Annotated in this window: 13 protein-coding genes; 12 read left to right on the top strand and 1 reads right to left on the bottom strand. The window is 69.2% G+C overall.

The annotated features are described in order from the left end of the window. Positions 1–185 precede the first annotated feature (185 nt). From ABD378_RS14730 to ABD378_RS14720, 3 genes are all read left to right on the top strand, one after another. Entirely contained in the window at positions 186–1,439 is a 1,254-nt protein-coding gene (locus ABD378_RS14730; protein ID WP_344521324.1) for an ABC transporter substrate-binding protein, read from the top strand. A gap of 65 nt (positions 1,440–1,504) precedes the next feature. Beyond that, the gene (locus ABD378_RS14725; RefSeq protein ID WP_344521322.1) at positions 1,505–2,410 is read left to right on the top strand and encodes a carbohydrate ABC transporter permease; all 906 of its coding nucleotides are present in this window, start codon (positions 1,505–1,507) and stop codon (positions 2,408–2,410) included. Next, positions 2,407–3,258, top strand: coding sequence for a carbohydrate ABC transporter permease (locus ABD378_RS14720; protein ID WP_344521320.1), 852 nt, complete (start codon positions 2,407–2,409; stop codon positions 3,256–3,258). The genes ABD378_RS14725 and ABD378_RS14720 overlap by 4 nt, the downstream gene beginning before the upstream one ends. Before the next feature lie 5 nt (positions 3,259–3,263). Here ABD378_RS14720 and ABD378_RS14715 read toward each other — a convergent pair whose 3' ends face one another. Next, complete coding sequence (locus tag ABD378_RS14715; RefSeq protein WP_344521318.1) at positions 3,264–3,803, bottom strand: CGNR zinc finger domain-containing protein; 540 nt, start codon at positions 3,801–3,803, stop codon at positions 3,264–3,266. Positions 3,804–3,908: 105 nt separating this feature from the next. Between ABD378_RS14715 and ABD378_RS14710 the strand changes: the two genes are divergently transcribed. The 9 genes from ABD378_RS14710 to ABD378_RS14670 all read left to right on the top strand — a co-directional run bounded on the left by ABD378_RS14710 (position 3,909) and on the right by ABD378_RS14670 (position 11,538). Continuing rightward, on the top strand, positions 3,909–4,619 hold the full coding sequence (locus ABD378_RS14710; RefSeq protein ID WP_344521316.1) for a haloacid dehalogenase type II: 711 nt from the start codon (positions 3,909–3,911) through the stop codon (positions 4,617–4,619). Positions 4,620–4,861: 242 nt separating this feature from the next. Next, positions 4,862–4,984, top strand: a complete 123-nt coding sequence (locus ABD378_RS14705) for a hypothetical protein (RefSeq protein WP_344521314.1) — start codon at positions 4,862–4,864, stop codon at positions 4,982–4,984. A 111-nt stretch (positions 4,985–5,095) separates the two neighbouring features. Continuing rightward, the gene (locus ABD378_RS14700) at positions 5,096–6,781 is read left to right on the top strand and encodes a ribonuclease J (RefSeq protein WP_344521312.1); all 1,686 of its coding nucleotides are present in this window, start codon (positions 5,096–5,098) and stop codon (positions 6,779–6,781) included. Positions 6,782–6,817: 36 nt separating this feature from the next. Beyond that, entirely contained in the window at positions 6,818–7,528 is a 711-nt protein-coding gene (locus ABD378_RS14695) for a polyamine aminopropyltransferase (protein ID WP_344521310.1), read from the top strand. A gap of 11 nt (positions 7,529–7,539) precedes the next feature. Continuing rightward, positions 7,540–8,016 (top strand): SRPBCC family protein, encoded by a 477-nt coding sequence (locus ABD378_RS14690; RefSeq protein ID WP_344521308.1) that lies wholly within the window; start codon positions 7,540–7,542, stop codon positions 8,014–8,016. Position 8,017: 1 nt separating this feature from the next. Then, positions 8,018–9,022 (top strand): hypothetical protein, encoded by a 1,005-nt coding sequence (locus ABD378_RS14685; protein WP_344521306.1) that lies wholly within the window; start codon positions 8,018–8,020, stop codon positions 9,020–9,022. Between the two features lie 150 nt (positions 9,023–9,172). After that, positions 9,173–9,451 carry a hypothetical protein gene (locus ABD378_RS14680; protein ID WP_344521304.1) on the top strand — a complete coding sequence of 93 codons (279 nt, stop codon included), beginning with the start codon at positions 9,173–9,175 and terminating at the stop codon, positions 9,449–9,451. A 16-nt stretch (positions 9,452–9,467) separates the two neighbouring features. Further along, on the top strand, positions 9,468–11,270 hold the full coding sequence (locus ABD378_RS14675; protein WP_344521302.1) for a S8 family peptidase: 1,803 nt from the start codon (positions 9,468–9,470) through the stop codon (positions 11,268–11,270). Between the two features lie 13 nt (positions 11,271–11,283). Then, positions 11,284–11,538 (top strand): hypothetical protein, encoded by a 255-nt coding sequence (locus ABD378_RS14670; RefSeq protein ID WP_344521300.1) that lies wholly within the window; start codon positions 11,284–11,286, stop codon positions 11,536–11,538. The last annotated feature ends 100 nt before the right edge of the window (positions 11,539–11,638 follow it).

Raw genomic sequence — 11,638 nt, 5'->3', positions numbered from 1 at the left:
TGGGCGGCCCGCCGCGGGCCCTGGGGCTCGGTGGATTTCGTCACGCTGGAAGGGTAGTACGGCCAACACACTGCCCTGGTGGCCGGAACAGCCGACACACGGCCGTAGTCCCCCTGTCGTAATCCGCCCGCATGGTTGATCGTTGGGCCGTCGGAACCAGCCGTACACCGAACAGGGGGCGACCTATGACCATCAACCGCAGAGGACTGCTCGGGGCGGGCGCGGCGTTGGGACTGCTGAGCGCATGTGGCTCCAACACCGGTCGGGACGAGGGCGGTTCGGGTGACGGGCCGAAGTTGTCGCAGTGGTACCACCAGTACGGCGAGCAGGGCACCGAGCAGGCCGTGAAGAGGTACGCCACCGCCTACAAGAAGGCGAACGTCACCGTCCAGTGGCGGCCCGGCAACTACGACGAACAGACCGCGGCCGCACTCCTCACCGACTCCGGCCCTGACGTCTTCGAGGTCAACGGACCCTCCCTCGACCAGATCCAGGGCAAGCAGGTCGCCGACCTCACCGAGTTGTTCGACGGCGTCAAGGACGACTTCAATCCGGCCGTCCTCGCCCCGAAGACGTACGACGGAAAGATCTGGGGCATCCCCCAAGTCATCGACATGCAGATGCTCTACTACCGCAAGAGCCTGCTGACCGACGCCGGTGTCCAGCCGCCCAAGACGCTGGACGAGCTCGTGGACGCCGCGAAGAAGCTCACCACGAAGGAGACGAAGGGCCTGTTCCTGGGCAACGACGGAGGCGCCGGCGTCCTGGGCGGCACGCCCCTGCACGCGGCCGGCCTCGAACTCGTCACCGCCGACGGAAAGGTCGGCTTCGACGACCCGGCGGCCGCCCGCGCCCTCGGCAAGATCCACCAGCTGTACGCCGACAAGTCGCTCCTCCTGGGAGCGCCCGCCGACTGGTCCGACCCGTCGGCGTTCGTCCAGGGGCTTACCGCCATGCAGTGGTCGGGCCTGTGGGCGCTGCCCACCGTGCAGAAGGAACTCGGCGACGACTTCGGTGTCCTGCCGTTCCCGAAGGACGGAGCCGCGGGCAAGCCCTCGGTGCCGGTCGGTGCGTACGCCGCCGCGGTCAGCACCCGCAGCAAGCACCAGAAGGCAGGCAAGGACTACCTCAAGTGGCTGTGGATCGACAGCACCGACCGCCAGGAGGACTTCGCCCTCGCGTACGGATTCCACATCCCCGCCCGCATCTCCCTGGCGAAGAAGGCCGAGAAGCTCAGGAAGGGCGCGGCGGCCGACGCCGTCCGCTACACCACGGACCACGGCCATGCCGAACCGCTCCTGTGGACCCCGGCCGCCAGGAGCGCTTACCAGGACGCCCTGAGCCGCATCATCAAGGACGGCGCGAGTCCCGACGGTGAGCTCAAGAAGGTCGTGCGCAAGGTGTCCGCCGAGCTCGGCCGGGTGAAGAAGAAGTCGTGACCACAGCAGCCCCTCGCGAACGACAGTCAGCCGGGCGACAACAACAGGCAAGCGGGCGAAGGAAGTTGTGGGGCCACCAGAACCGAACCCTCTGGTTCTGGGTGTTCGTGGGTCCCTTCGTCCTCGGCCTCGGAATCTTCACGTACATCCCGCTCGGCTGGAGCGTCTACCTCAGCTTCTTCGACGCGCACAACACGGTCACCCCGAGCGACTTCGTCGGCCTCGGCAACTACACGGCGATGCTGCAGAACGAGGCGTTCACCGACAGCCTGTGGACCTTCCTCGTCTTCTCGCTCTTCATCGTGCCCACGACCTACGCGCTCTCCCTCGCGCTCGCCGTCATGGTCCACCGGCAGCGCCGCGCCCAGGCGTTCTTCCGCTCGGTCTTCTTCCTGCCCGCGGCCTGCTCCTACGTCGTGGCCGCGCTCATCTGGAAGATGTCAATCTTCAACGGAGTGCGGTTCGGGCTCGCCAACACCGTCCTCGGCTGGTTCGGCGGCGACCAGATCGCCTGGCTGTCGACCACCGACCCGCCCTGGTACTGGGCCGTCATCGTCACCGTGCGGCTCTGGCTCCAGGCGGGCTTCTACATGGTGCTCTTCCTCGCCGGACTCCAGCGCATCAGCCCCACTCTCTACGAGGCGGCGGCAGTTGACGGAGCCCGGCCCGGCTGGCAGGTCTTCCGGCACATCACGTTCCCGCAGCTGCGCGCCACGTCCGTGGCGGTCGTGCTGCTGCTCGTCATCAATGCCTTCCAGGCATTCGACGAGTTCTACAACCTGCTCTCGGACTCCCGCGGCTACCCGCCCTACGCCAGGCCCCCACTCGTCTACCTCTACTACACGGCCCTCGGCCAGGGACAGAACCTCGGGCTCGGCAGCGCGGGCGCCGTGCTGCTCGCCCTGATCATCGCGGTGGTGACGGTAGGGCAGGCGAAGTGGTTCGGGCTCGGCAGGAAGGAGGCGGAGTGAGAGACCACTTGAGGGGCGACGCAAGGGTCAGGGCGGGCCGCGCGCTGCGGCTCTCGCTGCTGATCGCGCTCGCGCTCCTGTTCCTGATCCCCTTCTACCTCCTCGTACGCAACGGGCTCTCGTCCGAGAGCGACATCACCTCACCCGAGTGGACCTTCTTCCCCTCCTCGCTGCGCTGGGGGAACGTCAAAGAGCTCTTCGAGGACACTTCCGTACCCTTCGCGCGCTCCCTGCTCAACTCCTCGCTCATCGCGGTCGCGACGACGCTCGGCACACTGCTGCTCGCCTCACTCGCCGGCTACGGCCTGGCCCGCATCCCGTACCGCCACGCGAACAAGGTGTTCTACGCGATCCTCGGCACGCTGATGGTCCCGGCCTCCGTCACGTTCGTGCCGACGTTCGTCCTGGTGTCGTCGCTCGGCTGGGTGTCGACGCTGCGCGGCCTGATCGTCCCGACCCTGTTCTCCGCCTTCGCGTGTTTCGTCTTCCGGCAGTACTTCCTCGGATTCCCGCGGGAGTTGGAGGACGCGGCGCGCGTCGACGGGCTCGGATACTGGCGCACGTACTGGCGCGTGGTCGTGCCCAACTCCCGGCCGGTCTTCGCGGCGGTGGGCACGATCGTCTTCATCGGCGCGTGGAACTCGTTCCTGTGGCCGCTGGTCATCGGCCAGGACCGGAACGCGTGGACGGTGCAGGTGGCCCTGTCGTCGTTCACCACGTCACAGGTGATCAGGCTGCATGAACTCTTCGTCGCAGCCGCCGTGTCGATCGTGCCGCTGCTCGTGGTGTTCCTGTTCTTCCAGCGGTGGATCGTGGCGGGGGTGGAGCGCTCGGGCATCGACGACTGACGGGCTCATGGCGTGGGGTGTTTGCGGGCTCGGTAGGCGGCGGCTTTGACGCGGTTGCCGCAGGCCTGCATGCCGCACCAGGTGCGGCGCGTGCCGCGGGAGCGGTCGAGGTAGAGGCGGGTGCAGGTGGGGCGGCCGCATTCCTTGAGGCAGGTGTGGGGGTCGGCGAGCAGGGTGATCGCGCTGCGGGCGACGTGGGCGAGCGCGGCGTGGAGATCTCCCGTCAGGTGGATGCCCGCGGCGCTGAGGCGTAGGGCGGGGGGCGGCCCGGCGGCGGCGTTGTTGACGATGTCCAGGTCGGCCGGCGTGTAGGGGCGGCTCCCCATGCGGTCCAGGGCGAGCTGGTGGATGGCCTCGCGGAGCCGCAGGGCGCAGGTGAGGGCTGCCGGGTCGGCGGGCACCTGGTCGGGGAGTTCGTCGCAGGCCAGGACCCACTGTTCGAGGTCGGCGGGGGTGGCCAGGAGGTCGCGGGGCTGGTCGCGGCGGGATTCCACGGTGGCGACGAGGTCAAGGGCGGGGTTGCCGCTCACGAAGGCGAAGTGCACGTCACCATCTTGACCGGTGACGGGTGCTCGGGCAAGACTCGTCACCTGTTGAACCGGTGACGCGACCGGCAACCATGAATCCGACCACCGTGAAGGGGAGAGCGGATGCCCGCGACATGCGATATCGAGGTCGTCGTCTTCGACGTTCTGGGCACGATGGTGGACGAGTCCGGTGGGATCCGTGCGGCCATCAGTGACGCGCTGCCCGCGCTTGACGATGCTTCAGGCGAGGGGGAGGTGTCCGTGGACCGCCTGCTCGCGGTGTGGAGCGGGCATGTCGAGCGTGAGCAGCGGCGCATCGGGGAGGGAGCCCGGGAGTACGCCAACAGCGAGGTCATCGACCGTGAGGCGGCTCAGCGTGTGGCTGAGTGCGCCGGGCTCACGGACCTGGTGGCCATCGGGCGGTTGGCTGCCGCATCGCAGCGACTCAGCCCCTGGGAGGACTCCGTCGCCGGGCTCACACGTCTTGCGCGGCACTTCCCCGTACTGGGACTCTCCCATGCGAGTCGCGGGGCTCTGCTGCGTCTGAACGCGTACGCGGGCCTGCGCTGGCATCAGGTGTTGTCCGCCGAGGCCGCCCGGGCCTACAAGCCCGCGCCGGAGGTCTACAGGCTGGCGATCGAGGCGGCGGGGTGTCCGCCCGAGCGCGTGTTGATGGTGGCCGCGCATGCCTGGGATCTGCGTGGAGCCCAGGCCGTGGGCATGCGAACCGCTTATGTCCAGCGGCCGGTCGGAGATCCGCCCCGGGCTGCCGACTCCTTCGGCCGGCGTACGCGGAGCCTGGAGGAGCTGGTTGCCGCGCTGACCGCGGAGTAGTGGCCCTGCGGGCCCTGGAGCGGACGGTGTTGTGGGTGCCGGGGGCCGGGTGCCGGGCGTGGGGGAGGGGCAGCAGAAAGCCCCGGACGGTGAAGAAGTGTCCGGGGCTTTGCCGTGAGCGCTGGGCAGGCCTTGCACCTGCATTTCCCCGCAGGAAGCGGGGCGTCTTTCCTTGGACCACCAACGCCGGTCCTGTCGCCGGGGGTTCCCGGCCGCAGGCTCAAGATCAACTGTAGCGTACGGTGCCGGCTCTCCGCGCCACCCTGCGCACCGGCAACGCCTGGGTCCACGTATGGGCGAACCACGCCCTGGCGCCGCACACTCTGGCGGACACCCGACACGTCGTGCACATCTTCCGGGTCTGAGGTGAAGTGTGTGTGGCTGGCTCCAGGAGCTGTCGGGCGTGCCCGAATACCCGTGTAGAAGTGGGGGCGTCCTTCGAACCAGCTTTTTCAACTCTCCGGTAGCGTCGCAGTATGAGTCATCCGCACCCCGAGCTGAAGCCTGCCCCGCCGCTGCCCAAGGGAGGCCTGCGCGTTGTGGCGCTGGGCGGCCTGGGCGAGATCGGCCGCAACATGACCGTCTTCGAGCACGCCGGGAAGCTGCTCATCGTCGACTGCGGCGTGCTGTTCCCCGAGGAGAACCAGCCTGGCGTCGACGTAATCCTTCCCGACTTCACCTCCATCCGGGACCGGCTGGACGATGTCGTGGCCGTGGTGCTCACACACGGCCACGAGGACCACATCGGCGGCGTGCCCTACCTGCTGCGTGAACGGTCCGACATCCCCGTCGTCGGATCGAAGCTGACGCTGGCCTTCCTCGAGGCCAAGCTCAAGGAGCACAACATCCGTCCGCGCACCGTGCGGGTGCGCGAGGGGGACCGGCGGGGATTCGGTCCCTTCGACTGTGAATTCGTGGCGGTCAACCACTCCATCCCCGACGGGCTCGCCGTCGCCATCCGAACGGGCGCGGGGATGGTGCTCCACACCGGTGACTTCAAGATGGACCAGTTCCCGCTGGACGACCGGATCACCGACCTGCGTGCTTTCGCCCGGCTCGGTGAAGAGGGCGTCGACCTGTTCCTCACCGACTCCACCAACGCCGAGGTGCCGGGCTTCACCACCTCCGAGCGTGAGCTGAACCCCGCGATCGAGCAGGTCCTGCGGACCGCGCCGCGGCGGGTCATCGTCTCCAGCTTCGCCAGCCACGTACACCGCATCCAGCAGGTGCTCGACGCCGCCCACCAGTACGGTCGCAAGGTCGCCTTCGTGGGCCGCTCGATGGTCCGCAACATGGGGATCGCCCGCGACCTGGGCTATCTGAAGGTTCCCTCGGGCCTGGTCGTCAGCATGAAGGAGCTGGAGAAGCTCGCCGATGACCGGATCACCCTGGTGTGCACCGGATCCCAGGGCGAACCGATGGCCGCGCTGTCACGGATGGCCAACCGCGACCATGTGATCCGCATCGGCAAGGGAGACACCGTCCTCCTCGCCAGCTCCCTGATCCCCGGCAACGAGACGGCGATCTACCGAGTGATCAACGGGCTGACCCGTTGGGGCGCGAATGTCGTCCACAAGGGCAACGCCAAGGTGCATGTCTCAGGGCACGCCAGTGCCGGTGAGCTCATCTATTGCTACAACATCGTCAGGCCCCGCAACGTCATGCCCGTGCACGGCGAGTGGAAGCACCTGAAGGCCAACGCCGATCTGGCCATCCGCACCGGCGTCGACCCCGACCGGGTGGTCATCGCCGAGGACGGAGTCGTCGTCGACCTCGTCGACGGCCGCGCCTCCATCACCGGCAAGGTGCCCGCGGGCAACGTCTACGTGGACGGGATGACCGTCGGCGGCGTCACCGAAGCCTCGCTGAAGGACCGGGTCACGCTGGCCGAGGAGGGTGTCGTCACCGTGGTCGCCATCGTCGACGCCGACACCGGGGCGCTCGCCGAGGCCCCCGACTTCCTGGCCCGCGGCTTCGTCCACGACGACACCACCTTCGAGCCCGTCATCCCGGTGATCGAGAAGACCCTGGCCACCGCTGCCGAGGAAGGGGTCGGCGACGCCCACCAGCTCGAACAGCTCATCGCGCGTGCCGTGGCGAACTGGGCGTACCGCACACATCGCCGCAGGCCCCTGATCATCCCGGTCATCATCGATGCCTGACCATGCGCCGGTCCCGCTGCCCAGAAAGGTGAACGGATGAGTGTCCGTTTCGAGGAGATCGACTGGCGGCCGACGGCGATGGGGGACATCAGCCTGCGGCGGCGACGTGACCCGGTATCGGGCGACGACGTGTACGAGGTGAAGCTCGGGGACGAGTTCTTGATGTCCAGTCTCTTCACCGCCGGTGAGATCGCGCTGACCCGGCTCGGTCTCGAGCGACTGCCGGACACCGAACTGGATGTCGCGGTGGGCGGCCTCGGTCTCGGATACACCGCACGTGCCGTGCTGGACGACCGGCGGGTGCGCTCGCTGACGGTGATCGAGGCGCTCGGCGAAGTGATCGATTGGCACGAGCGCGGATACGTACCGCTGGGCGCCGCCCTGTCGTCGGACCCCCGATGCCGCCTGGTCCAAGGCGACTTCTTCGCGATGGCCGGCGACGGCAGCGGCCTGGACCCTCAGGAGCCGGATCGCCGCTTCCACGCCATCCTCCTCGACGTCGACCACTCGCCCCGCCACGTGCTGCACCCCAGCCACGCGGCGCTCTACGAGCCCAAGGGGTTGCGCGCACTCGCCAGGCGGCTGCACCCCGGAGGCATCTTCGCCCTGTGGTCGAACGACCCGCCGGATGCGGAGTTCAACGCCGTGCTCGCCGAGGTCTTCACGCATACGGAGAGCCACGTCGTGGATTTCCCCAACCCGCTGCAAGGCGGAACCGCCACCAACACCGTGTACGTGGCGGGCTAAAGGGGGGCGCCGTGGACCAGGAGAACGTGAGCGCCACCCTCACTGTCGCCGTGCCCGTCGCGAGGGTGTTCGCGGTGCTTGCGGACCCGACGACCCATGCTGCGATCGATGGCACCGGCTGGGTCCAGGAAGCGGGCGACCGGGCGCCGCTGACCGAGGTGGGACAGGTTTTCCGGATGGACATGTATCACCCCAACCATCCGAACGGTGACTACCGGGTGGCCAACAAAGTCCATGTGCTCGACCCGCCGCACGCCATCGGCTGGCTGACGGGGGAGGAGAAGGACGACGGTCACCTGGAGTTCGGCGGCTGGAGCTGGCGTTACGACCTCGCGCCGCTCGGTCCGTCAGAGACCGAGGTCACGCTCACCTACGACTGGTCGGCGGTGCCGCCGTTCATCCGTGAGTACCTCAAGTTCCCGCCGTTCGGCCCCGAGCATCTCACCAACTCGCTGCACCACCTGTCCGAGCTCGTCTCCGATAGATGACATGAGCGTCATGAGCGGGGAGTTCAGTGAGCGGGAGAAGACCGGAGGCCCGGCCGGCCGGGCCGCCGTCGAAGAGCGATTTCTGCTGGACTGGGGGCTCGAACTGCCGGAGTCGATCTTCCGGTTCGGGGCGTTCCTGGGATCTCTCGACCCGGTCGGAGAGCGGGCGCTACAGGACCTGGACGTGAGCCCGGCCGGCATCATGGACCTGTTCGCCGACCCGGGTCTGCGGCCGCGTGATGGCATCGACGTCCGGGTGCACGGTCGCTACTACCGCGATCCGCCGGAGTTCCTGACCTTCCTGCACGGCGGCTCCGACGGTCTGCACCACGGCTTGTGGTTCGACGACGGCCGCCTCTGCAGTGGTGTCGCCTCCTACTACAACAACGACGGCGGCGGCATCGACACGCGTTCCAGAACCCCCCTTGAAGCGGTCCGCGCGATCCTCGAACGCTTCTGGCGCGACCTCGATGACGACGTGCGGGACGACGACGAGGTGACGGCTCGGCGCTCGCGCCTGGCCCTGCTGCGCGATGCGCTGACCGCCGTCGAGACGGGTGAGCGTCCCGAGGTGGGCATCGCCTACTCCAGGGCCTACGACACGGCCATCGCGCCCGTGGACCCCGACCGGATCACCACGCTGGACGGCGCGGGTGCACTCGCGTCCGGTGGTTCCGCGCTGGACCGTCCTGCCCACAACGGAGCCGACGAGTACAAGTTCGCGACGTACATGTATGCCCTGTTCGACGATGCGGGGGCCCTGCGGGAGTCCGTGGAAGAGGCCCGCCGCCGTTGCTCGGCGGGTGACCCGACGGAGGCCCTCCTCCTGGGCCGCGACCTGCACTGGGCGTCCGTGGGCGACCCGACACGCGAGGCCCTGGCGAACGAACTCCTCGTAACCGCCTATCGCGCGCTGGACCGCCCCGGGCTGGCGGAGACAGCCGACGCCCATCATCGGCACCGTTCTTTGCCGAAGGTGAACGTCCTGGAGACGACCAGGAAGTAGCCCGTCCATCAACCGCTGCCGGGGGCCGGGCCGGAGGCGGTGACGGCGCGGCGACGATCCGGTGACAGCGCCTCATTAGAGTCGGCTGGGCCCGGTGACCGCGAGCGAGCCGCTCGGTCGCGGCGCCGGAGGTGACCGGGGGGCAGACCTGTGGGCGAGGCCGAAGTCATCGTCCAACTCCGTTCTTCACCGCGTCCCGCGACGGCGGGCACCGCGGACGTGTCGGACGTCCGGAGCCTTCTGGAGCGGCGGTTCGGCGTCACCGTCACGGCGGAGCCGTTGCACCCCGGCGTCGGCGACCCGGCCCTCATCGGATGGCATCGGGTCGCCGTCCCCGCCGATGTGGACGCCGAGGCAGTCGCCACGGCCCTGCGCGGCCACCCGGCAGTCGAAGCCGCCTATGTGAAACCACCGGCGGACCTTCCGTAACGTGAAGGAGTCAGCTGTGCCACAGCGATCAGGTGCGGGGAACAGCCGGGGGAACGACCGCCCGGCTCCAGGATTCGGACCACTCTTCGGACGCCCTGAGCTGGTGTGCGTCACGCGCGCCGACGCCGGGGTACGCATCACCCCGACCGGCGCGACCGCCGCGGCGGACATCTCCGTGAGCGAGCTCGACGCCGTGGCGGCCCTGGCGGACGTCACCTTCAGGCCGCTGTTCGGCGCGGACCAGGAGAGGCTGCGCGCCCAGGCGGGGGCTCCCTCGGAGGGCACAGGGGCAGACGACGCCACGCTGGAGATCCTCGACCGGATGGGGCTCTTCTTCCATGTCGACGCTCCGGCCGACCAGTTGGACGCGCTGGCCGAGCGGCTCCGCACGTCGGACGCCGTGGAAGGCGCCTACGTCAAGCCCGCTGCCGCCCTCGCCGTCCGCGCGGCTGTCCCGAAGAACCCGAAGAAGGAGAGCGAGGAGGCCGAGCTCCCACCGCTCAACGACATGCAGCCGACGGGCGCCGACGCGCCGCCCGTCACCCCGGACTTCACCGTCCGGCAGGGCTATCTCGACGCGGCTCCGGGTGGCGTCGACGCCCGCTACGCGTGGACCCTGCCGGGAGGGCGCGGCGCCGGTGTCCGGGTGATCGACTGCGAGTGGGGCTGGCGCTTCACCCATGAGGACCTGCGGCTGAACCAGGGCGGCATCGTCTCCGGCACCGGGAGCACGGACACCGATCACGGCACCGCGGTGCTCGGTGAAATCGGCGGCGACGTCAACGCGTTGGGGATCACCGGGATCGCGCCGGACGCGGTCACCAGCGCGTCCGCCTTCTCCATCCCCACGGCCACGGCGATCCGGAACGCCGCGGACCGCCTCGGTCCCGGCGACATCATCCTGCTTGAGATCCACCGCGCGGGGCCGCACGCGACCGGCGTCGGCCAGGTGGGGTACATCGCCGTCGAGTGGTGGCCGGACGACTACCTGGCCATCCGCTACGCCGTGAACAAGGGCATCACCGTCGTCGAGGCCGCGGGCAACGGGGCGGAGAACCTGGACCACGCCGACTACGACACCCCGAGGGCGGGCTTCCCCGCCTGGTGGCGCAACCCCTTCCGGCGCACCGCACTCGACGCCGGCGCCGTGATCGTCGGTGCCGGGGCGCCGCCGCCCGGCACCCACGGCCGCCAGCACGGCCCGGACCGCTCCCGCCTCGACTTCTCCAACTACGGCGCCTGCGTGGACGCGCAGGGCTGGGGACGCGAGGTGACCACCACCGGCTACGGCGACCTCCAGGCGGGCACCAACCCGGACTTCTGGTACACGGACCAGTTCAGCGGCACGTCCAGCGCCTCGCCGATCGTCGTGGGCGCGCTTGCGAGCACCCAGGGTGTCCTGCGTGCGAACGGCCGTATCCCGCTGTCGCCCTCGCGGGCCCGGCAGTTGCTGCGCTCCACCGGCTCACCGCAGCAGGACGCACCCGGCCGCCCCGCGACCCAGCGCATCGGCAGGCGGCCCGACCTGCGGCAGCTCGTCCCGGCAGCCCTCCAGACGAGCAGCTGGGTCGGCGTCCAGTTCCGGGGCACCCTCGCCGGGAACCGCACCGGCCGCTGGTTCACCTTCAACTGGCCCGCCCACTGGCATGTGGTGTGGACGGTCGTCCCGACAAGTCCGCGCACCGGCGCACCGCAGATCGGCTGGAAGGTCCGGGTCGAGAGGGCCAACGACACGTACGCGACGTACTGGATCGACGTGACCAACCTCGTGGCCGACCCGGTCGACTTCGAGGCCCGGTTCGCGGTTCTCGGATGGTGAGAGGAAAACGACGATGCGAGTAGGCACACAGTTCACCGGAACACTCAACCCCGGGCAGACCGGGCGCTGGTTCACCTTCAACTGGCCGCAGGGCTGGCACGTCGTCTGGTACTTCATGCCGACGACACCGCAGACGGGCAGCCCGCAGATCGAGTGGGAGACCGAGGTCGAGCGGGCCTCGGCCACGTCGGTCACGTACTGGCTGACGGTCAAGAACATCGGAAGCACCCAGATGAACTTCGAAGGCCGGTACGCGGTTCTCAACTAGGCGAGGGGAACGGCCATGAAGGTGCACATCACCATCGCCGAGGAGGCGGGCGCGGCCCCGGCGGCCGGGGCGGAGCGGCAGCTCTCCGTGGCGCGTGGGG

Origin of the sequence: Streptomyces rectiviolaceus (genome assembly GCF_039533825.1) — a bacterium.
Classification (GTDB): Bacteria; Actinomycetota; Actinomycetes; order Streptomycetales; family Streptomycetaceae; genus Streptomyces; species Streptomyces rectiviolaceus.
Note: the sequence above shows the minus strand (reverse complement) of the source record. Positions and strands in the feature narration are given on the sequence as shown.